Origin of the sequence: Paraglaciecola marina, assembly GCF_004360155.1 — a bacterium.
Taxonomy (GTDB): domain Bacteria; phylum Pseudomonadota; class Gammaproteobacteria; order Enterobacterales; family Alteromonadaceae; genus Paraglaciecola; species Paraglaciecola marina.
On sequence record NZ_SAIS01000010.1, the window covers coordinates 1 to 21,734 of the forward strand.

Annotated in this window: 15 protein-coding genes; 5 read left to right on the plus strand and 10 right to left on the minus strand. The window is 39.8% G+C overall.

Annotation, left to right across the window (positions count from 1 at the left end):
• Window positions 1–63 precede the first annotated feature (63 nt).
• The 4 genes from EOK74_RS14115 to EOK74_RS14130 form a co-directional block, all read right to left on the minus strand.
• Window positions 64–447 carry a hypothetical protein gene (locus EOK74_RS14115; RefSeq protein WP_133470672.1) on the minus strand — a complete coding sequence of 128 codons (384 nt, stop codon included), beginning with the start codon at window positions 445–447 and terminating at the stop codon, window positions 64–66.
• Window positions 448–451: 4 nt separating this feature from the next.
• Window positions 452–2,080, minus strand: coding sequence for a S41 family peptidase (locus EOK74_RS14120; protein ID WP_133470673.1), 1,629 nt, complete (start codon window positions 2,078–2,080; stop codon window positions 452–454).
• A 14-nt stretch (window positions 2,081–2,094) separates the two neighbouring features.
• The gene (locus EOK74_RS14125; RefSeq protein WP_133470674.1) at window positions 2,095–2,700 is read right to left on the minus strand and encodes a paraquat-inducible protein A; all 606 of its coding nucleotides are present in this window, start codon (window positions 2,698–2,700) and stop codon (window positions 2,095–2,097) included.
• Window positions 2,701–2,909: 209 nt separating this feature from the next.
• Window positions 2,910–5,054, minus strand: coding sequence for a M3 family metallopeptidase (locus EOK74_RS14130; protein ID WP_133470675.1), 2,145 nt, complete (start codon window positions 5,052–5,054; stop codon window positions 2,910–2,912).
• Between the two features lie 246 nt (window positions 5,055–5,300).
• On the opposite strand from EOK74_RS14130, the gene EOK74_RS14135 reads away from it, so the two are divergent.
• Window positions 5,301–5,870 (plus strand): hypothetical protein, encoded by a 570-nt coding sequence (locus EOK74_RS14135; protein ID WP_166638777.1) that lies wholly within the window; start codon window positions 5,301–5,303, stop codon window positions 5,868–5,870.
• 16 nt (window positions 5,871–5,886) lie between these two features.
• On the opposite strand, the gene EOK74_RS14140 is transcribed toward EOK74_RS14135, so the two are convergent.
• Both EOK74_RS14140 and purU read right to left on the minus strand, forming a co-directional pair.
• Complete coding sequence (locus EOK74_RS14140) at window positions 5,887–6,489, minus strand: histidine phosphatase family protein (RefSeq protein WP_133470676.1); 603 nt, start codon at window positions 6,487–6,489, stop codon at window positions 5,887–5,889.
• A 3-nt stretch (window positions 6,490–6,492) separates the two neighbouring features.
• Window positions 6,493–7,347: a formyltetrahydrofolate deformylase gene (gene purU, locus EOK74_RS14145; RefSeq protein ID WP_133470677.1), complete on the minus strand. Its 855-nt coding sequence runs from the start codon at window positions 7,345–7,347 to the stop codon at window positions 6,493–6,495.
• Window positions 7,348–7,521: 174 nt separating this feature from the next.
• On the opposite strand from purU, the gene hrpB reads away from it, so the two are divergent.
• From hrpB to mrcB, 3 genes are all read left to right on the plus strand, one after another.
• The gene (gene hrpB / locus EOK74_RS14150) at window positions 7,522–9,987 is read left to right on the plus strand and encodes an ATP-dependent helicase HrpB (RefSeq protein ID WP_133470678.1); all 2,466 of its coding nucleotides are present in this window, start codon (window positions 7,522–7,524) and stop codon (window positions 9,985–9,987) included.
• Window positions 9,988–10,074: 87 nt separating this feature from the next.
• Window positions 10,075–12,696, plus strand: a complete 2,622-nt coding sequence (locus EOK74_RS14155) for a M12 family metallo-peptidase (RefSeq protein WP_166638778.1) — start codon at window positions 10,075–10,077, stop codon at window positions 12,694–12,696.
• A gap of 160 nt (window positions 12,697–12,856) precedes the next feature.
• On the plus strand, window positions 12,857–15,214 hold the full coding sequence (mrcB, locus tag EOK74_RS14160) for a penicillin-binding protein 1B (RefSeq protein WP_133470680.1): 2,358 nt from the start codon (window positions 12,857–12,859) through the stop codon (window positions 15,212–15,214).
• A gap of 54 nt (window positions 15,215–15,268) precedes the next feature.
• On the opposite strand, the gene EOK74_RS14165 is transcribed toward mrcB, so the two are convergent.
• Together EOK74_RS14165 and tyrS are read right to left on the minus strand one after the other, a co-directional pair.
• Window positions 15,269–16,090, minus strand: coding sequence for a hypothetical protein (locus EOK74_RS14165; protein WP_133470681.1), 822 nt, complete (start codon window positions 16,088–16,090; stop codon window positions 15,269–15,271).
• A gap of 141 nt (window positions 16,091–16,231) precedes the next feature.
• Window positions 16,232–17,431: a tyrosine--tRNA ligase gene (gene tyrS, locus EOK74_RS14170; protein WP_133470682.1), complete on the minus strand. Its 1,200-nt coding sequence runs from the start codon at window positions 17,429–17,431 to the stop codon at window positions 16,232–16,234.
• A 206-nt stretch (window positions 17,432–17,637) separates the two neighbouring features.
• On the opposite strand from tyrS, the gene EOK74_RS14175 reads away from it, so the two are divergent.
• A complete protein-coding gene (locus EOK74_RS14175; RefSeq protein ID WP_133470683.1) occupies window positions 17,638–18,936 on the plus strand; it encodes a peptidoglycan DD-metalloendopeptidase family protein in 1,299 nt (432 codons plus the stop codon).
• Window positions 18,937–19,001: 65 nt separating this feature from the next.
• Here the strand turns inward: EOK74_RS14175 and EOK74_RS14180 are convergent, their stop codons facing one another.
• Together EOK74_RS14180 and EOK74_RS14185 are read right to left on the minus strand one after the other, a co-directional pair.
• Window positions 19,002–20,117, minus strand: coding sequence for a M14 family metallopeptidase (locus EOK74_RS14180; protein WP_133470684.1), 1,116 nt, complete (start codon window positions 20,115–20,117; stop codon window positions 19,002–19,004).
• A 49-nt stretch (window positions 20,118–20,166) separates the two neighbouring features.
• Window positions 20,167–21,408, minus strand: a complete 1,242-nt coding sequence (locus EOK74_RS14185) for an EAL and HDOD domain-containing protein (RefSeq protein WP_133470685.1) — start codon at window positions 21,406–21,408, stop codon at window positions 20,167–20,169.
• Window positions 21,409–21,734 lie beyond the last annotated feature (326 nt).

A 21,734-nucleotide genomic window follows, 5' to 3' on the forward strand; every position in this document is an offset into this window, starting at 1 on the left:
TGCTGGCTTAAAAACCGTCAACTTATTCTAGGACGGGACAAATTTTGGGTGCTTAACTTGCCACTATAAGTTTGTTATACATTTTACATTTTCTAAAAAACGGTTTTGCCCAGTCTGATTGTGTCTAATCATACATTGGCCATTGTTGAGAAATAAAGTGAAGGAATCTATTGCAGCTATTTCACGGCCATTTAGTACCTTATTTGAGTTTGGGGCTGATTGTCGGCGTTCTACAGTCAGGCTACTCTTTTTACTGAATACAGTATCAGCTAGTTTTATAGGGCGGCCTTTTAACATTTCTCCAATTAACACTTCTATAGCTTGACGGGACTCTATACTTGGTTGCTCTAACAAAGCTTCTGATAATAGGCCAGTGTCTTTTGTCAAACAGCCGCATAACATCCAAGCTATGACACTGGTTCCTATTATCAAAGTATTAAGTTTCATATTATCAATTTCCAGTATCGGGTTCTTGAATAGGCTCGGTGATCAGTTTGTTTTCAAAGACAATAGACTCTAGGACAGCGTTTGGAGTTTTTATGGAAATACCGCCACCTTCAATGGTTCTTAATCGGCTTGTGACAAGTTGAGTTGATACTGGACATTCGCTCGTTTCTGAGTAATTTAAAGCTGCGGCTAATAGGCTTTCAGACTCATCCCCTAAAAGTTTGCTAAAGTCATCTGATACGCTACAGCCTGGCAGTTCGTCGTCGAAAATTGGAGTTGCAGTAGGTTTGAAGCCATCAGAATATTCTCCAAACTCTTTGGCATTAACCCCTTGAAATTGAATAGTGAAGTAAGTGGTACTGCAGTTGTCTTGTGGATAAAAGCCATACGGTTTGCCGCAGGTTGTGTCACCAATTAATACCACCTCTACATCAACCCCCCTAAGCCCATTAATAACAGCCTCACTTGCTGAACATGTGTTCCCTGTTGTTAATACAAATATCCGAGTTAAATCTAGTGACGGCAAGGTCTCATTCGTAAACTGATAAGTATCCCAGTCAATTTCTCGGGTATAAAAAGGGGTGGCTTGAACTGTGTCACCTGTAACAGGGTTGGTGGTACCAGATTTATCATTGAACTGGGTGGTTTCAAATATTTGGTTATTGGTTTGCGACGCCCCAGCTACCATGTAGGCTAGTTGTGAAGCCATTGCCAATAAGCCACCGCCGTTGTAGCGCATGTCAAGTACTAGCTCATTAACATTGTTGTCTACGAACTCCTGAAAACCATCGATTAGGCCTTGCTGTCCTGAGCTAATAAAAGAATTGAACTGCAGATAACCGATATTTCCCATTGGTGAATCAATAACCTTTACATTCTGCACCGGCTGTAATTCAACGTTAGCTGAGGTTATGTCAACGTTATAGGATTCACCATTTAAAGTAGTAAAAACAAAGTTGTAAGTTTCACCAGAATCTGATGGAAATAAAGCCGCATTTATATCGTCCACTTCCGCTTCTGTGTTTGCGTTTATAAAGTCTATATTATCGATCATTTCTAGTTCATCACCTCTAACAACCCCTGCTAATGCCGCAGGTGAATTAGGCTCCGTATATCTTACAATGAGTCTGCGAGGACTACTGGTCGCTACAAATTCCCAGCTAATACCGTACCCTGATGATACGCCACTTTGGGTTCTTAAATTGTACTCTTCTGTTGATTGAGAGAAGTGAAAGTTATCTTTAAACGAACCGGAAGCGGTTAACTGTTCGGTTCTTAATTGGGTGAAAAATGCATCTACTGTGAATAATGAAGGGTCATTGTCATCCACTTCGTCATACCAGAGATAGGTTTGATTCGTCCAAGACCGTAGCCACATTTTTTCATGCATGCTTGTACCTAATACATCATCAAAGGTATCACCATTACTGTCTGGGCCAGTTCTTGGTGATTCACATAGGTCTTTATATTCAGAGTCATCTAGAAATTGACCGGCTACCCAAGTTGGCTCGTTTGTATCTGAAGTTGCAGTTGAGTTACTCCCCCCACAAGATATAAGGACAACACTGGTGGTAATTGCAATTATAAAAAGTCGCAAACTTTCAAGTTTATTAATCACGTACAAACCTCTCATTGATTATTTTTTGTCTAGTTAGTTATGTTCGCCATATCTATTTTTTGTAACTTTTGGGTAGCCTGCTTACTAGCAGATAAACTTAACTGGGTTGCTAATAATGACAATAAGCAGTATCCAGTAAAATAGTAAAATCCGTCTCCAATTGCTGATAGTGTTTGGCTACTGATGTCTAGTGCGATGCTAAAACCAAATACTGTGAATTGTTCATTTGTTGAGGTGTCTGCATGGTTAGTTGACATAACAGCTAGAAAAATCGCCACCACAAAAACATCTGCCATTGACCATTTACCAATAGCAGCAACCAATCCTAATAATTTTTTTTCTAGCCCAGCATGTTTTACAAAGTAAGCGATGCTAACAAGTAATGTTTTTAGAAGCGGAATGCAGACTGAGAACGCAAAGATCAATGAGGCTACCAAGACTCTGTCGTCTTCCCAAAGTTCTTGTATGCTGGTTGCAATTGACAATTCTTTATCAATTAATGATGAAGTCAGATCTGAGGCTCCAAGGTTAACCATCATTTCCATATTGAATGAAAACATAGTTAACAATACCCCAGGAAAAAACAGCCCAAGTGCAGCAAGGTTCAAGGCAAACCCAAGGTGCTTTCTAATCAAATCTAATACTCTTTAATGCTTTTAGATAGGTATCCTACACTGAAATAAAAATAATTTGCATCAGTATTGTACCTTTAACAGTTAGCTATATTGTTCCAGGTGGTGTGAGGTGTAAATAGGGTGAATAAGTTGTAAGAAAAAGAAATGGCGAACCTGTAGTTACAGAGCTCGCCATTTTTAAGTTGTTTAGAATCTTAATTCTGATTCGATTATTTGGTTACCGGAAAACCGCGGTCACGCATCAAGGCTTCAACTTTTGCATCTCTGCCTCTAAACAAACGATAAGCTTCTTCTGGTGCCATAGCGTTGCGGATAGAGAATAAGTATTTTACTAACTTGTCGCTGACTTCTTTATCGTAAAATCCGCCTGGAGCTTCTGCAAAGGCTTCTGCTGCATCAGAAGTTAATACTTCTGCCCACATATAACCGTAGTAACCAGATGAATAACCCTCGCTAGAAAAAACATGGCCGAATTGTGTACTACGGTGACGCATTACCACCTCTTCAGGCATACCTAATTTAGTTAGTTGCTCTTTTTCAAAAGCCTGAGGTTCAATGGATGCAGGATCTGTGGTGTGATATAGCAAGTCCATTATGGCTGATGCCATATACTCAGTGGTTTTAAAGCCTTCGTTAAAGGTGGCTGCTTTTTTGATCTTTGCAACCAGCTCGGTAGGGATTGGTTTACCTGTTTTATAGTGTACTAAGTAGTTATTGATAACTTCATCTGTGGTTAACCAACGCTCTAACAACTGAGATTGAAATTCGGTGTAGTCGCGGACGCCAGAGTGCGAAGTTGGGTAGGCTACCGTTGCAGATAAAAAGTGTAAAGCATGACCAAACTCATGGAAGTAGGTTTCTGCATCATCCCAAGATATAAGTGTTGGTTCACCCTCTGAGCCTTTTACAAAGTTAGAGTTATTTGATGACAATACCGTTTTATTACCATCAAAAGTAGTATGGCTTCTGTAAGTGGTGGCCCAAGCTCCAGAACGTTTCCCTGGTCTACCAAATGGGTCTAAATACCATAAACCAATATGCTCACCAGTTGTTTTGTCTTTTACTTCCCACACTTTAACGTCTGGATGGAATACAGGCACCGAGCCTTCAGGCACAGCCGTAAATTCAAAGTTAAATAGTCTTCCGGCAACATAAAACATAGCTTCACGGAGTTTATCTAATTGTAAGTATTGTTTAACTTCATCTGAATCTAAGGCGTATTTGGCTTTACGTACTTTTTCAGCGTAATAGCGATAATCCCAAGGTGCGATTTTGATATTTGCACCTTCTGCATCTGCAATCGCTTGCATGTCTGCTACTTCTTCATCAACTCGGGCGATAGCTGCAGGCCAAACTTTTTGCATTAATGCCATGGCATTCTCAGGGTTTTTAGCCATGCGATCTTCTAAGCGCCACTGGGAATAATTATCGTAACCAAGTAGAGCCACACGCTCGTCTCTAAGGGTGAGAATTTTTTTGATGAGTTCATTGTTATCAAACTCATCGCCATTGTTGCCGCGACTGTAATAGGTGCGCCAAACTTTCTCTCTTAACTCTCTTTCGTCTGAATAGGTTAAAAATGGATCCATAGATGAACGAGAATTGGTAATAGCATATTGACCTTCTTTACCACGGTTTGTGGCGGCACTTGCAGCTGCAGAAACTAATGATTCTGATAAACCTGATAGCTGATCTTTTGTTAAATATAAAACATATTTCTCTTCGTCAGCTAATACGTTGTTGGCAAATTGGGTTTGTAACCCCGCCAACTCTTGGTTAATGGCTGCATAACGTAACTTTGCTTCACCTTTTAATGTCGCTCCATTTCTGGCAAAACTACTATAAGTAAGTAAAGTAACTCTTTGTTCTTCTGAGGTGAGAGCTTTTAATTCGTCGCTTTCAAATACAGTTTTTACTCGGGCAAACAATGCCTCATTACCAGTAATCTTAGATCTGAATGCTGACAATACAGGAACCATCTCTTTTTGGATCTTACGAAACTCCGGGCTGTTTAAATTTGAGCTCCAAATCCCCCAATACCTAAATACTCGGCTTAACTCTGAACCTGCCTTTTCTAAAGGAATTATGGTGTTTGTAAAGGTTGCGGGTGCTGGATTATTAACAATGGCGTCTATCTCAGTAAGGTTCAGCGCCATGCCTTCTTCAAGTGCAGGCTTAAGATAAGATAAATCCATTTTGTCAAAAGCCGGTACACCGCCATAAGGGCCTGAGAATTCTGCAAGTAACGGATTGTCGTCTTTGGGGGGCGCTACTTCTACTGTGGTCTTTTTACTACAGGCACTGAGAGCAATTAATACTGCAGCACATGCTAATTTAGTTAGAGGTTTATTCATTATTTTCTGCCGTTTTTAAAATTATAATTGCACCACCGTTATTGTATGAATAATAGAAAAGGTGACGCTTTTTTACGATTTCAGTTTAAGTAAACTCACGCCAAACTACTAGTTAATCGATCTCAGTAAAATGTAGCTGAGCGATTTAAGGTGTGATTATCTGTACTTAAGGTACGCAAAACATACTGTAATTTATTTTAGCTAACTTAAAGTGGATGAAAGTTGAACAATAATTTGGGTGCTACCATGAAAACAGTATTGTTTTGTATCTTTGTGCTAATACCTAAATTGTGTTTTGCAAATATTGAAATGCTTGAACCTACAATTGAGTGGCTATCGGGTTTTGATTCAGAAAACATAGAACTTGGAGTCGATAAGTCAGCAATAAAATTTGCGGGGTGTAATCAAGTTACCTATTCTGCATCGTTCAACCAAGCACTCACTAAAAGTGCATCTCTGGAAATGAGCTTAGGCTATGCCAAAGGTCGACATTCTTGGGGGGTATTCAATCAGAGAGTATCTTTTAAAGAGCTTTCAATCATTCCAAGGTATCAATTTAACCATGATGTTAGTATAGGGGCAGGGGTGACCCTACAAACTTCTACTGAATTTAAGAGCGCTCAGGGTGTACAGCTAGATTTGCCTAAAAACTCAGAATGGTTACTTAATGCAAGAATGAATGGGATGCATAGCAGCCATTATTGGGAAGTGGCCATTGCCAGTCAAACATGGAATGGAAATCAAACCCTTAGTTCAATATTCGACAAAAAAGTCACCAACAACAAGCTAGAATTGCAATATAAAGGATATTTTTAAGCTTGGCGTGAAACTGTTATACCGCGCCGCTAGCCGTGGTTTGAGTAGATAAATGACTAATATCACACAGACTCAACACTGTTAAAACTTTTCCCATCTCTATCTTAGTCACACAGGTATTATGATAGTCAGATAAATATTTAAAAGCTGGATCCTTCTCTAAGTGAGTATTTACTATTTCTCGTAGCACCAAACCATGTGTCATGACTAATATGTCTCCTGAGTGTTCTGCAGAGAACTTGACTATACACTCCCAAGCTTTTGCTACGCGTTCAACAAATTGTTGTTTGGTTTCACCGTTTGGTGGAGCGTAATCTTCAGCGAAAAAATCATCTTCAACGTCGTCATAGGCTTTACCTCGAATGTCACCAAAACTTCGCTCTTGCAGCAGTGGTTCGTAGGTGACTTTGTGAGACTGCAGCTTGAGTAAAGGCTCAATAGTTTGTTTAGTACGTAAGTAGTCACTACATAAAATAGCTTCTATTGGCGTGTCTTTATAAGCTATGGCAAACTCTTGTGCCTGTTGCTGCCCCAAAGTGGAAAGTGGCGTGTCTGGGGTTTGTAAAATTCTATTACGGTTACCGTCAGTTTCACCATGTCGCACAAGATAGATAGCCATAATTTAAGCGAACACCACGGTTTTGTTATCGTGAATAATTACTCTGTCTTCCAAGTGGTAACGTACACCATTAGCTAGGGCTGTTTTTTCACAGTTCTTACCTTTACGCACCATATCTGCAGCCGTATCGCTATGGCTAATACGCATCACTTCTTGCTCAATGATCGGGCCTTCATCTAGATCACTGGTGACATAATGACAGGTAGCCCCTATCAGTTTAACGCCTCGGTTATAGGCTTGCTGATAAGGTTTTGCACCAGCAAATGATGGTAAAAAGCTGTGATGAATATTAATAGCTTTACCTGCTAATTTTTTACATAAGTGATCTGGAATGATTTGCATAAAGCGCGCAAGCACTGTTAAGTCGGCTTTATATGCTTCAATTAAATTTTCTACTTCGGCAAAGGCCGCTTCTTTAGATTGATTTTTGAAGTCTACCCAATGAAAAGGGATATTGTGCCAGTCAGCAAACTGTTTCATTTGCGGATGGTTAGCAATAATGCAAGGTATATCACATTGTAGCTCACCACTATGCCAGCGATGCAAAATATCCATCAAGCAGTGTGATTCATGGCTGGCTAACAACACCACTTTTTGTTTTTGATGTGAATCGGCTATTTTCCAATTCATATTGAATTTTTCAGCGATAGGGGCAAATGCTTGTTTGACACTATCGATACTCATATTAATAGAGTCCGCTTTGATCTCGTGACGCATGAAGAACCGACTGGTTTGTTGGTCGGTGTGATGATTCGCTTCAACTATGGTAGCGTTTTGCTGGGCTAAAAATTGACTTACTGCTGCCACTAACCCCACCTGATCCGGGCAATCAATGACTAATCTAAATGTTTGTTGCATAACTCTTAAAAACCTCGACTTTCTTAACCTGCTATTGTCGCCTGCTATTACTCAGGGGGTAAAGAACAAAAACAGCTATATGAGAATAAATTCAGACTCAGGCCTTAGTTATGTTTGATATCATCCGTCCTAACCTGAGTTTTAGCCTTTCATTATTAATCAAAGAGATGTCACTTGTTGCCTGTTGAACATATTTTACCTGCCTTACATCAGCAATTGATAACAGGTGATGCCATAGTAGTGGCCCCGCCCGGTGCGGGAAAGTCCACTTGCTTACCTTTGTCGTTGCTTAAACTTGAGCAATGTAAAGATAAAAAAATTATCTTGCTACAACCTAGGCGTATTGCCGTTAGAACTATTGCAGCTTATCTGTCTAGCCAATTGGGTGAGGCTGTGGGGCAAACTGTGGGGTATCGGATTCGCGGTGATGTGAAGGTGTCTTCGAATACTCGCCTTGAAATTGTCACCGAAGGTATTTTAACCCGCTTGTTGCAAAGCCAGCCGGAGTTGCCAGATATTGGTTTGATTATATTTGATGAGTTTCATGAACGCAGTGTTCACGCTGATTTCTCGTTAGCTTTGTGTATCGAGGTGCAGCAAGCATTAAGAGATGACTTACGGTTGTTAGTGATGTCGGCTACCCTTGATGTGGCGGCCTTAAATAAATTGCTACCTGAGGCTAAATTGCTGGAGTCTCAAGGTAAAAGTTACCCTGTAGACGTGGTCTATCGAGCAGACAATACTAAGCAACCTTTGTTTGAGAAAATTAGCCGCTTAGTAATAGAGGTTACTCCAAAACACGATTTTGATTGCTTAGTCTTTTTGCCTGGGGTGGCAGATATTAATCAAGCGGCAGCAAAATTACGGAGTCACTTTGGTGCTGAAATAGAGGTATTAACTTTATACTCTGAGTTGCCTAAACAAGAACAGCAAAAGGCCCTGCAGCCCCATCCTGATGACAAGCGTAAAATTATACTCGCCACTAATATTGCTGAAACCAGTTTGACCATCGAGGGCATTCAGGTTGTGGTTGATAGCGGTGTTGAGAAAAAGGCAGTATTTCAGCTTAGCCGTGGCATTACCCACTTACAAAATCAAAACATATCACAGGCCTCGGCAACACAAAGGGCTGGTCGGGCAGGCCGCTTAACTGCGGGCACATGTTATCGATTGTGGAGTAGAGAGTTACACGACAGGTTACCGAAACAATCTACACCAGATATTTTGGTTACTGATATGAGCCAGTTTATTTTAGAAAGTGCCATTTGGGGCAGTACGATTCAAGAATTAGGATTAATCGACCAACCAAGTGAGGCTCAAATAAAGCAGGGCACCGACTTATTGCTGCATTTAGGTGCCCTTGATGCAGGCCTACGGGTGACAGGCCTAGGCAAAGATATACACAAATTAGGCTGTCATGCTGGTGTGGCTAACATGCTACTCAAAAGTGCTGATATTAGTGCATCTCATCAAAGCTTAGCTTGTGCTATTGCTGCTCTTTTAGAGAGTAAAGACCCGCTAAGAGGAGAGACCAGTGCTCAAGTTAGTCAGCGTATTGAATTTATTCACAGGAATCGCTCCCATGCCATATGGCAAACCATTAAGTATTGGCATAAACGAGTAGCTTGCCGAATTGATAATACTTGGCCGTTTTATGATATTGGCTTATTGCTTAGCTTCGCCTTTCCTCAGTGGATTGGCTTTCGTACCAGTGATAAACGCTACTTACTGGCCAATGGCGCAGGTGTACAGCTAAGGGAAGGTGACATTTTAACTAGCCATAAATGGATAGTATTAGGCAGCATGTTTAGTACCGATAAAACTACAGGGGATGCAAAAATCTCTCTAGCTGAAGGCATTTCTTTTGAGCAAATCAAACAACACCATGGCGATCTAATACAGTGGACTGAAAAAGTTACTTGGAATGAGAGCCGAAGCTCTATTGTGGCTGAAAGAATTCAGACTTTAGGTGCCATCACTATTACTAAGCAAAACTTGCCAAAGCCTTCACCTCCAGAGGTCTTAGCCATTTGGAAAGAGGTTATTCAATTAAAAGGGGTGATGAGCCTGCCCTTTGATGACTATGCCCTGCAATTAATACAAAGAGTAAAGCTAGCTAAGAAGGTTATGCCAAAAGTCGATTGGCCAGACTTTACTGAAGAGGGGCTAACTGCATCTCTTCAATCTTGGCTGTTACCTTACATTTCAGAGGTCTATACCTGGCAGCAACTTGGTAAACAAAAGTTTAATGAAATGTTATCATCTATGATGGGTTGGACAACTTTAAATACCCTTAAACAGCTCATGCCTGAAAGATACAAAGTGCCAAGCGGAAGTCATATTCAACTCAATTATTTGACTGATGGTCAAGTGAAAATCTCAGTGCGTATGCAAGAAGTGTATGGTTTGGCAGACACACCTAAAATTGGAAATGGAAGAATCCCGTTAAATCTAGAGCTGTTATCGCCCGCAGGCCGCCCATTACAAACAACACAAGACTTGGCAGGTTTTTGGCAAGGGAGCTACAGAGAAGTACAGAAAGAAATGAAGGGTAGATACCAAAAACATTTTTGGCCAGATGACCCAGCTAATTCCCAAGCGACTACTCGAACAAAAAAGAAAATGAATAATTTAAATTAAGTGCGTTTGGTCTAATTCGAAGCTTAAAAGTGCCTCGATACAAGATTTTATGTATGAATTAAGAGGCTCAGTTTAATGCATGTTTTTATGAAATTTTACCATAGTATAAATCATCGTCTTCAGCAGCTACTTGCTGTGTTCGTCACGAGTTCACTATTAAGTTTTAGTGTTGATGCTTCAGTATTTGATGACGATAGTATCTCCATAGCTGACATGCAAGTGGTTGAGTTTGGCGAGTTTGTTGCTCGGGACGGTGAGCAGTTTGCACTATCGGTTAATGTCTATGGCCAGAATTACATTTTTTTATTAACTGAAAATGAATCTTTAAATCGGCAGACTATTTATCGTAAAAATGCCACTGAGGTGGTGCCCTACTCAGGCAATATAGAGGGGGTAAGTGGTTCATGGGTGAGATTAACTAAAGTTGCTGGTAACTATATTGGCGCGTTTTATGACGGTAATGAACTTTTTTTAATTGATGATGCAGTTAAAGCCAGTGAAATAACAAACAGTAAGGCCCTTTCTAGTCAAGGGTCAGTCGCTTTTATGGCTTCTTCTGTGAGTAACATTGGGCACTGTGATATGGATTTAAGCAAAAATAACGGTGCATTTGATTACTCTGAAATAATGAGCCTTGTTGATGAGGCAGAGCTCGCGAGTGCCACCTTAGCCAGCAGAGAAATACCAATAACCATAGTTGCTGATACCGAGTATGTAGCTACTAGTGGTTCAGATGTTGAAGGTAATATCATTGCGCAAATGAATGTGGTTGATGGCATTTTTAGTGACCAGTTAGGTTTAAGTATGGCTGTCACTGATATTATTATGTTGTCATCTAATGGAACCTTGACCTCCAATAATGCTAGTACCTTAATTGGGAGTTTTAGATCATACGTGGCCAGTGATATTGGTAATCAAGGGCTTACACATTTGTTTACCGGAAAAGAACTTGAGGGTAGTACTGTTGGTATTGCTTATGTAGGTGGAGTTTGTGGGAGTTATGGTGTTGGGGTGACCCAAGCAGGGAGTATGAGCAGTATTGCTTCTTTGGTTGCAGCCCATGAGTTTGGGCATAATTTTAGTGCTCCCCATGATAACGAAAGCGGTTCTGCTTGTGCTGCTACGTCGGGCACGTATTTAATGAACCCTACAATTAATGGTAACGATCAATTTTCAGACTGCAGTTTAGGTATTATTCAGCCCATTGTGGAAGGTGCAAGTTGCATTGTTGATATTACTCCTGTTGCAGATACTCCTCCCACAATTACCTCTAGTGCGAACACCAGTGCCACAATTAATAGTGCCTATGAATATGATAATGATGGACAGTTAGAGTCTATTGGCACCGAGACTATTAGTTATCTGTTAGATTTTGGGCCAGTAGGCATGACTGTGGATCCCAGTGGTTTGGTCAGTTGGACACCTCAAAGTGACCAAGAAGGTGTGCACTCAGTACAAATTACTGCAAGTAACCCATATGGTTCGGGTTCGCAAAATTTTGATGTGGAAGTTGTCGCTCCAGCTGATACTTCGGTAATCAATTTTAATGAGTTTTCTTTGGCTGCATATGGAGGAAATCAAGATATTACTGGGACTGTTTCGGTAACAGACGGTGGTGCAACTCTTATTATGCAAGGCAATAAATGGCAGAAAATTGATATGCCCTATATTGTCACGCAAGACACAATTTTAGAATTTGATTTTCAAAGTACCCAAGAAGGTGAAATTCATGGAATTGGGTTTGATAATAATATCAGCTTAAATGAAAACCAAATTTTCAGGGTATATGGTAGCCAAGACTACGGTAATGTTACATACCAGTACAGTGGTAGTGGGGATATTGAGCACTTTGTGATACCCGTTGGCGATTACTATACTGGCTCAATGACTAATCTTTTCTTTGCCATGGATCATGACGTAAGCAGTCCAACTGGCAATAGTTATTTTAGTAATATTCAAGTATATGAAGCGGGGGAAACCCCCGTTATTGTAGCTCCTAGCATTACCTCTACTCCAAATCTTAGCGCAACCGTAAATACTGCTTACGCTTATGACGAAGACAACACCCTTAGTGCCGATGGTACCGCGATTATTTCTTATGAATTGATAAATGGGCCTAACGGTATGTCTATTAGCCAAGAAGGCTTATTAGTATGGACACCAGATGAAACGCAAGAAGGCCAGCAAGTTGTAGAGGTTAGAGCATCTAACGCCGCAGGAACAGATACTCAAAGCTTTGTGGTGACTGTTCAAGCCGCCCCTGATGAGTCAATTCTTAACTTTAACGACTATCAAATATTAAGTTATGGTGGTAATCAAGATGTAGTGGGTACTGCTTCTTTAGAAGATGGTGGAGCAACACTTAAACTCGAAGGCAACACTTGGAAAAGGATAGATCTAGATGTCCTCTTAACTTCAGATACTGTGTTGGCCTTTGATTTTAAAAGTACCTCACAAGGAGAGCTACATGGTTTTGGTTTTGATAATAATCTTAAGCTTACCGAAAATAGAGTGTTCACTTTATTTGGCACGCAAGATTATGGTTATACCAATTACACCTATACAGGAGATGGCGAATATCAGCATTTCGAAATCCCGGTTGGTGCTTTTTATCGCGGTAACTTTAGTAACCTTTTCTTCATGATGGACCATGATGTTAACAACCCTGATGGCGATAGTTACTTTAAAAATGTGCAATTGATCGATTAGTTACCTTGTGGATATGAGCCTGTTACTTACTTTGAAAGTTAGTAACAGGCTATTTTAATTTGTCACTTATAGGGTGAATTAAAGCAGCAATTTTTTAATAATTTGGATAAGCTAACCACCAAAATTTGTTTTAACTTTTACAAGACCCCTTTCGTAGCAAATGACTAAAACCTCCCAAGCAAAGCCTAAAAAAGCGAGTAAACCTAGAAAACCGGCCATTTCTGTATGGCGAAAACTCAATCCATTTAGGTGGTTTTTTCGGCACTGGGGTAAATTGGTGTTAATTTTTGTGCTGATTATCGGTACTTATGGGGTGTATTTAGACGCGCAAATTAGGCATACCTTTGCGGGGAATAAATGGCAGGTACCAGCGCAAATATATGCTCGTCCTATGCACTTAGCATTGAAGCAAGAAATTAGCATTAAAGAGATTGAAGAAGAATTAAAATTACTTGGCTATCGCAGAGTGACAAGGGCGGATAGCTCTGGTGAGTATCAGATTTTAGGGCAAAAAATTCGCATTCAAAGGCGTATGTTTGATTTCCCCCATGGCACTGAATTTTTACGCAATATCGAAGTTACACTCAATAACGAGCGCATCAGCAAAATTCAAGACTTAGATAGTGGTCGTGCTATCAGCGACTTTTATTTGGAGCCTTGGTTAGTTACTCGATTGGTGAGTAGTGGTCGTGAAGACCGCATGTTAGTGCAAATAGATAATGTCCCGCCTATTCTCACTCAGGCGCTAGTGGCCGTTGAAGATAAAGACTTCTATAAACATTTTGGGGTTGCGCCTTTATCAATTATGCGGGCATTATTGGCTAATATTTCTGCTGGTCGTACGGTACAAGGGGGCAGTACCCTAACTCAACAACTGGTTAAAAACTTGTTTTTGACCCGAGAGCAAACCATTACCCGTAAGATTAAAGAAGCGCTGATGGCGGTTATTATCGATGCCCGTTATAGCAAGGAAGTGATCCTGGAAGCGTATTTGAATGAAGTGTTTTTGGGGCAAAACGGTGATACTGGGGTATATGGATTTGGACTAGCAAGTTACTTTTACTACGATCGCCCATTAAATGAATTAAGTGTTGATGAAGTGGCAACCCTAGTGGGAATTATTAAAGGGCCGTCTTATTACAACCCACGTAAATACCCTGAGCGGGCTGCAGAAAGACGAAATGTTGTATTGAGATTGATGTTAGACGACAACCTCTTGTCTCCAAATGAATATCAAACAGCATTAGATTTACCCATTAATTTAGCGTCCGGAGCAAGTTTAAAGAAAGATAAACACCCAGCATTTATGGATCAAGTTCGAAGAGAGCTTAGACAGGTATTAGATAACCCAGATATTCGCCAATCTGGCTTGAAAGTATTTACAACATTAGACTCAAATGCCCAAGTTAAAGCAGAATTGGCTGTTTCTAAAGGTGTTGCCATTCAAGAAAAGCGCATAGGAAAACGTGATTTTGAAGCTGCTATGGTGGTGTCAGACATCGATACAGGTGAAATTCGCTCAATTGTAGGGGGACGTAATACGGATTATGCGGGTTTTAATCGAGCCTTAGATGCCAAGCGAGCTATAGGCTCTTTGATTAAACCAGTGATTTATTTAACGGCTTTAGAGCTACCCGAAACTTATAATTTAGCGACCCATTTAGCAGACGAGCCCATAAAGTTGAAAAGTACCCATGGTAAAATGTGGGAGCCACAAAATTACGATAAAACGTTCCGAGGACAAGTCCCTTTAGTCACAGCGTTAAGTCGATCCTTAAATGTACCTACAGTGATTTTAGGGATGGAACTAGGATTAGGCACTATTGCCGATACTATATGGCGATTAGGCGTAGAAGAAGAGCTAGACCTCTACCCGGCTTTAACATTGGGCGCAGTTAATTTTTCACCTTTTCAAGTCAACCAAATGTATCAGACCATGGCTAATAATGGGCAATACATACCACTGCATTCTATTACCTCTATTATGTCTCCTAAAAATGATTTACTTTGGAGTTTCGACATCACACCGGAACAAAGGGTAGATGAAAAGGCCACCTACTTACTAAATTATGCATTACATAAAGTGACCTTAGAAGGCACTGCAAAGTCAATTCGAGCTGATTTCCCTAATGTTAATATGGCAGGTAAAACCGGTACTACAGATGACTATCGTGATAGCTGGTTTAGTGGTTTCGATAAAAATATTTTAGTTACCAGCTGGATTGGAAAAGACAACAATGAACCCGTTAACCTAAGTGGCTCAAGTGGGGCCATGCAATTGTTTATTGCTTATCAAAAGCAACAAGAACCTAAATCTTTAGTGAGGCGTTTCCCCAAAGGGCTAGGTATTGCACATTTTGATAAAGAAACTGGAAATTTAAGTCGCGCAGGGTGTACCGATACCTTTAGCGTGCCAGCCATTACAGAGGCATTACCAGCCATCCCTAAAAAGTGTACCGGAGAATCAAGAGTGCCCGAAAAACCAAAAACGCTATGGGAAAAGATCTTTGGAAAATAGCCTACTTGCTAACTTAGACTCGGAATATCAAAAGCTTATGATTAAAAGTTTAGGTTACTTGTCTTGCACCACTATAGATTTAGTCAAGTCGGTTTGACTTTTTTGAATGTCAGAGTGCCTAGGTAAATCCTGAGTTTTGTTGAGGCGTTTTTGAATATAGCCATCTATTGGTGGCGGTTTAGAACATTCTATATTTCCGCCCATAAAACCAAGTATTAAAGCTGCAGTGCCTTTGGTTGCGCCTCCGCAATCAGCTCTCACTTTCAGGCTTTCTTGAAGTTTTTCATCTTCTGTCATAAAGGGGTCTTTCTCTTCAGTATTTATGAAGGGAGAGTTTTTAGATTCTTGATAATTTCGAGAGGCTTGTTCTGCCATTCGCTGATGTTGTTGCTGCTGAAAGTTTCCTAGATGCCTTCTCGCCATGCTAGTAACAGGTTTACTAATTGTGGCTTTAGTTGAATCATTTTTTACTGGGGCAGTCTCTGCTGCTGGCACATTAGTCGTTTCGTTTTTTTCAGGCTTAGTTGCAGGCTCAACTTCTGCTTGTGGCGTTTCAATAACCGGTTCAGGCTTTGGAGCTGAAGGTGGTGGCACTTCTGCTTCTACAATTTTTTCTACATCTCGGGAGTTAACTTTTAGTTGAGAATCTGCGTTTACTGACGGCTTTTCTGCTGATACCGGTAACGGCTCATCAATAGGGGGCTCTTCTACGATAGCGTCAGGCGCAATATCAAATATTATTCTGGCTTGTATAGGTTGAACTTCTGTAATGTTTACTGGTGGGGGAGAAGAAAACATCGCAGACCGTGCAATAATAAAAATTAATATCACATGGGCCAATAGAGAGAAGATTAAAAAGCGGTTTTTCTTCAACACGGTAGGTGCTTTATTTCCTTGAAGTATAATATGAAACCATTGAGCCAATAATAGAGTCGCAAAAGGGTGATTAAGTTCAATTACTTTAGCAAGATCACCTAGCTACAATATGTAGCTAGGGTGAATTTAGGTTATCGACTATTAAATAAAAGTGATGCGAGCAAATTTACGTTTGCCAACTTGAAGTACAACTTGAGCGGCGGCTATAAATCTATGTTTAGTGTCTGCCACCTTTTCACCGTCCATTTTAACTGCGCCTTGCTTAATCATACGCATGGCGTCAGAGGTAGAGCTTACTAATTTGGCATCTTTGAGGGTATTTGCAATCGCTAGACCTTCTGAGCCTAGTTCAAATTCAAATTCTGGCATCTCATCTGGAATAGCATTCTTTTGAAAGCGCTGAATAAATTCATTATGGGCAGCAGCTGCCGCTTCATCGCTATGAAAGCGGGCTATAATCTCTTTCGCCAAGTCAATTTTAATATCTCTAGGATTGGTACCATCAGCGACTTGTTGTTTTAGAGCATCAACTTCTGGTTTAGGTTTGAAGCTAAGCAAATCGTAGTAGCGCCACATTAACACGTCTGAAATTGACATGATTTTTCCAAACATCTCGCTAGGGGCATCGGTGATTCCAATATAATTTCCTAAGGACTTAGACATTTTCTGAACGCCATCTAAACCTTCTAAGAGAGGCATCATCAATACGGTTTGAGGCCTTTGACCTTCTGATTTCTGTAATTCACGGCCCATCAATAGGTTAAACCTTTGATCGGTACCACCAAGTTCTACATCAGATTGTAATGCTACAGAATCCCAACCTTGAACTAACGGGTATAAAAATTCATGTATAGCAATAGGTTGGCCGCCTGCATAGCGTTTTTTAAAGTCATCTCGCTCAAGCATTCGAGCAACCGTTTGGTTTGCAGCTAGCTTAATCATGCCTGCTGCACCTAATTGCTCCATCCATTCTGAGTTAAAGCGAATAGTAGTTTTTGCTGGGTCTAGAATTTTGAAAACTTGTTCTTTATAGGTTTCTGCGTTTGCTAAAACGTCTTCTTTGGTGAGTGGCTTACGGGTGACGTTTTTGCCTGTTGGATCACCAATCATGCCAGTGAAGTCACCAATCAAAAATATCACCTCGTGCCCTAACTGCTGAAAGGTACGTAGTTTGTTGATTAAAACCGTATGACCTAAATGTAAATCTGGTGCTGTGGGATCAAACCCTGCTTTAATTTTTAAAGGCTTGCCTTCTTTTAATTTGGCACTGAGTTCGTCTTCTAATAATATTTCTTCTGCACCGCGCTGGATTTCAACCATTGCATTCTGCCAATCTGACATTTTTGTAACCTTGTAAAGTAATCGGGTGTTTATCTAATCGGTATTTTACTTGTCAAGCCTTAGCAATGAAAGGGCTATAGGTATTATTGCAAATAACATCTTTGTTTTAGAGATATTCTACAATTGAGTAAAATCGAGACTAGCGCTGGAAAATCCAATGTAATCCATATATTCTGTGGTTAAGCTTAAACTGAAATCTTGTCTCTGTGATCACTAAGTCTTTTAAAAATATACCAAAACCCCATAAATGGATGATCTCTTCCATTGCTGCCTTTTTGTGTTTTTTGTTTCTATTTCCATCAGAACCGGTGAGTGCATATAGAAATACTGCATCCACCTTAGAGGTAGGTAAACGTTACGATCTTGCCGTTAATTTTGATAATTTGCCCATCAATGAATTCTCAGGACTTGAAGAGTTAAACGAAGTTCGCTCTTTTACGGTTAAAAAAGGTGACAATCTTGCCATTATCTTTAAGAGAGCTGGGTTAACCCCCCAAGATACCTATCACGTTAGTAAAGCTGGAGATGATGCAAGTAAACTTTTAAGAATGAAACCAGGGCAAAATTTAGATTTAGAAATTGATAAATCAGGAAAGCTGATCTCATTAAAATACCCATATTCAACTACTGACACGCTAGTTATAGAACATGACGCAAATGATAACTTTGTAAGTAAGGTGCAAAGTAAAAAAGTAGATACAAGATTAAATTATGCTCAAGGTGAGATTGTTAGTAGTTTTTGGAATGCTGGCCGTGAAGCGAATTTAAGTGATAATCAGATTATGAGCTTGGCTGGTATTTTTGGCTGGGACATAGATTTTGCTCTAGGTATTAGAGCGGGCGACCAATTTTATGTGACCTTTGAAGAGCATTACATAGATGGTGAGTTTATTGAGAATGGCAATATTGTTGCGGCTCAATTTGTAAATCAAGGTGACTCCTATACCGCAGTGAGATATACCGATGGAAATTATTACACAGCTGAAGGACGTAGTATGCGTAAGAGCTTTTTACGGGCTCCGGTGAACTTTAGGTATATCAGTTCTAATTTTAATCCAAAACGTTTTCACCCTATTCAAAAACGTGTGAGACCTCACAATGGTACCGATTATAGAGCAAGTACTGGCACCCCAGTTGTTGCCTCAGGTGATGGAAAGGTCACGCATTCAGCCTATAACAAGTACAATGGCAATTATGTTTTTATTCAACATCCAAACGGAATCGTCACTAAATATTTGCACTTCTCAAAGCGAAAGGTGAAAAAAGGGCAACGAGTAAAACAAGGACAAGTCATTGGTTTAGTTGGATCAACTGGCATGTCACAAGCTCCGCATTTACATTATGAATTTTTGGTTGCTGGGGTACATAGAAACCCCCGTACAGTGAGCTTGCCAAAAGCCGAACCTATAGCTGCGAAAGAAAAATCAAAGTTTATGGTATTAGCTAACCAAGCTATGACTCAGTTAGACAATAACAAGCGTATTATGCTGTCTATGACCTACTAGAGATTGTTTTTGGTAGTTAGTTTTTGTTAAGTAAGGTGATGGGATTTCGATATTAAAACTGACGGTTATAATTCAAAGTATTCAGTAAAGCATTTATAAAGTTGTGTTCCGCTCAATACTGAAGCCGAAGGAAAGTGTAAAATAGGAATTAAATCGCAAGGGGCCAAAATATCATGTGTTGCTTGGTCATTGTCTAAATTATCTACGTTTAAAACCTTAGCCAATACTTGGCCTTTTGTTATCACTTCTCCTGGTTTTGCCATATACTCCACTATTCCCCCAGCTTGCGTATAGAGTATTTTATAGTCTTTTAAATATACGGCTTTGCGAACAATAGTTTCAGGGGTGCTGGTATCAGCAGGTAAGCAATTTTTAGCGGTTAAGAAAGCCAGAATACTTTTGGCGTCGTATTTCCCTTCTGTAAAATTAACCACCTCTTGGCTTCCCATTTCTAAGGTAAACGCTTCGATTTCAAAGTTAATTGCTTGTTGCCGTTTAGCACTGACTAAATCGGATAATAACCACCAGGGACAAAATGTGGCTTCGTCTAATGCTCCTGAAAAGACCTGAGGGATTAAAATGACGTGTGGGATATTAAATAGTCTTGCAGACTCTTTGGCATATTCAGGCACATAAATATGGCGAGTGGCCACAGGCCCATTATGTAAATCTAATACGTAGTCGGCGTCGAAGGCGAGTTGCTGTAGCTTGAGGTTAAGTCGCTGCGCTAAACCAATTCCCCATGTCTCATTGAGTTTATTTTGTAATTGTTGCTTTATTTGGGAGCGAAACCGTTCTTTAATAGATTGGACTGGTTCCTCGTCATCAATACTCGCTGCAAACTCCTGTATTAACGCTTGGTCGTAGAAGTATCCTCGGTTCCAGTTAGTGCCATTTACGGGATCAAAGCGGCCTAAGGTATACTCCCCAGCCTTAATATTGCTACCTACTGGATTACAATTTGGGACCAATACTATTTCACCATTTAACGGTATGTGTTTGAGGAATTGAATCAGTTGATAAATAACCACATTGCCCTGAACTTCAGCGCCATGAATTGAACTTTGAATATAAACCTTTGGGCCGGGTTGTTCGCCAAGAAAACGATATAAAGGGACGTTCATATTGCGGCCGGAAGCATTTTGTGCCACAACAATATGTTCTTTAATCATTTTATTCATGGGTGATAACTGCTTTGTAGGACTTAATCCAGTAGCTGATAAGTTAAAGTTAAGGTTTTGATTCAGGGAAGTGAGGTGAAATTGAGTTGCGCACACCATTGCCCCACAAAATAGCTTCGTTAAATAGACTGTGTAATAACTTTTGATCAATTTCGAGAATTTTTGAAAGACGAATGACTTTTAACCAGTTTCCACTTTCGAATGCTTTCACTAACAATAAATAAAGCGATAGATCATTTTGACTGCCACATAGGGCATCTTTGACTTCATCTATTAGAGGTAACTTGTCGAGCAATAACTTCATATCTTGGTCAAGCAGTGCATCTATAAGTGAAAATAAGCCTACTAAAAAAGCCGTCGGTGGGTTGTTACCAATATTTTTTTCAATTCCCACTAAATCACAAAATTTAGCGCGAACTAAAGATAAGTGGATAAGCTCAATGGGTTTGTCGTCTGATAGATTGGTTAAGGCTAATAACGCGATGAATTTCTTGATCTCTACTTCGCCCATATAATTTAAAGCGTGGCGTAACGAAGTGATTTTATAACGCTTATTTATCATTGGGTTATTGATAAATCTGAGTAGCATATATGACAGACCTACATCGTGCTCTACTACGCTATTAATACTTTCTATATCGAATGACTCGCTAGAACTTGCCCCCATTAATTCTACTAAGGTAAGTTTTGAAGTTGGGAGGTGTCCTTGTGATACGGATTCTGGACGAGAAAAAAAGTAGCCTTGAAAATAATCGAATCCAATATCTTTATAAATATTGAAGCTTTCTTGGGTTTCTACTTTGTCAGCAATGAGTTGTACGTTCTTGTCTATGAGTTGATGCACATTGCTAGCCAATTTATCGTAATCACCTTGATGGGTATTTATCTTGACCATATCAACAAACTTTAGATAATCCTGGGACTTACTGTCCAACTGATAACCATCTAAAGCGATCTTATAGCCCAAATTTTTTACGTGCTTGCATAGTTCTATCAAACTATCAGATTTATGGCTATTAGCTGCGAGTTCTACCACGACATTTTCGGGATCTAGCGATTTGGGTAGTCCATTAAATAGGGTTTCGGATTGGAAATTGATAAAGGATTTTTTATTACAAGAAATATCATCTAAATCAAGGGTTTGGTATCTTTTGGCTATAAGCTTGTTGGTTGATTCATCTCTTTCTAAATGGGGATAGTAATTATTCTTACCATCCCTAAATAAAAGCTCATAGGCGAAAACACTTTTTTCTTTATCAAGTATTGGTTGTCGAGCTACAAAGGCAAACATGTCGTTCCTATTTGTTTTTATTTTCTATATGAAGCATATTCGATGCTTCTTTAGTAAAAGATTGATCGCAATCATTTTACAAGTAAAAAATTAATTAATACAGTAGCCATTGGTCTTATCGAGAGTATATTTGATCTTAATTATTCTGAGGTACGTAAGTTAAATTGTTATTCTAACTGGGTTAAATTTTAAATGTTTTTAGTTTTCAGTGGGTCGATATAGTGTTTTGTCGACTGGGAAGTTACTTTAGAATTTCTCCGGCATTGGAATTTTTTACGAATTTAACGGTCTATTTACGCGAGCCCTGAAATTAATGATGTAATTGA

What these genes read in the sequence shown, in the direction of transcription:
- purU (WP_133470677.1), bottom strand. Translation starts at nt 7,347, where the DNA reads ATGCAACAAACATTTAGATTAGTCATTGATTGCCCGGATCAGGTGGGG.
- EOK74_RS14140 (WP_133470676.1), bottom strand. Translation starts at nt 6,489, where the DNA reads ATGGCTATCTATCTTGTGCGACATGGTGAAACTGACGGTAACCGTAAT.
- mrcB (WP_133470680.1), top strand. Translation starts at nt 12,857, where the DNA reads ATGACTAAAACCTCCCAAGCAAAGCCTAAAAAAGCGAGTAAACCTAGA.
- EOK74_RS14120 (WP_133470673.1), bottom strand. Translation starts at nt 2,080, where the DNA reads ATGAGAGGTTTGTACGTGATTAATAAACTTGAAAGTTTGCGACTTTTT.
- EOK74_RS14180 (WP_133470684.1), bottom strand. Translation starts at nt 20,117, where the DNA reads ATGAATAAAATGATTAAAGAACATATTGTTGTGGCACAAAATGCTTCC.
- EOK74_RS14115 (WP_133470672.1), bottom strand. Translation starts at nt 447, where the DNA reads ATGAAACTTAATACTTTGATAATAGGAACCAGTGTCATAGCTTGGATG.
- EOK74_RS14135 (WP_166638777.1), top strand. Translation starts at nt 5,301, where the DNA reads ATGAAAACAGTATTGTTTTGTATCTTTGTGCTAATACCTAAATTGTGT.
- EOK74_RS14185 (WP_133470685.1), bottom strand. Translation starts at nt 21,408, where the DNA reads ATGTTTGCCTTTGTAGCTCGACAACCAATACTTGATAAAGAAAAAAGT.
- EOK74_RS14155 (WP_166638778.1), top strand. Translation starts at nt 10,075, where the DNA reads ATGAAATTTTACCATAGTATAAATCATCGTCTTCAGCAGCTACTTGCT.
- tyrS (WP_133470682.1), bottom strand. Translation starts at nt 17,431, where the DNA reads ATGTCAGATTGGCAGAATGCAATGGTTGAAATCCAGCGCGGTGCAGAA.
- EOK74_RS14130 (WP_133470675.1), bottom strand. Translation starts at nt 5,054, where the DNA reads ATGAATAAACCTCTAACTAAATTAGCATGTGCTGCAGTATTAATTGCT.